The 396-nt window shown below is 66.9% G+C and carries 1 protein-coding gene; it reads right to left on the bottom strand.

The window, feature by feature from the left end; all coding sequences use genetic code 11:
* On the bottom strand, nucleotides 1-192 hold a 192-nt coding region (locus tag EN807_RS32935), incomplete at its 3' end, for a rhodanese-like domain-containing protein (RefSeq protein ID WP_281405246.1).
* Nucleotides 193-396 lie beyond the last annotated feature (204 nt).

Genomic DNA, 396 nt, shown 5'->3' with positions numbered 1-396 from the left:
CCAGAATTCCAGCATGCCGCGCGTCACATGCCTGGCGCCTGGTATCCTGCCGTCGCGCTCGACTTCGCGCGGATCGCGCAGGTCGACGAAGATCGTATCCTCGTCCTCGATCAGCCCCGCCGCTTCCTCCGGCGAAACCTCCTCGATCTCGGCATTGGCCTCATCGAGCAGTTGTCGATATCCCTTTTTCACCGGCGCATACCTCTCGAGGCTGGTCTTGAGGATTTCCAGCACAACGGCCGACGTTTGTCACGCCGCGCCGAGGCCGGCGATGCGCCTATGCCTCCATCGCCCGGCCGTCTCCACAACCGTCCGGCATCGTCCCCCGGCGGAGCCGGACCGGGGGCTGATTCGTCGCCGGCGCCGCCTCGATCACGGACTGCTGCGCCAGCGCCC

Origin of the sequence: Mesorhizobium sp. M5C.F.Ca.ET.164.01.1.1, from assembly GCF_004792125.1 — a bacterium.
Taxonomy (GTDB): Bacteria; Pseudomonadota; Alphaproteobacteria; order Rhizobiales; family Rhizobiaceae; genus Mesorhizobium; species Mesorhizobium wenxiniae.
Note: the sequence above shows the minus strand (reverse complement) of the source record. Positions and strands in the feature narration are given on the sequence as shown.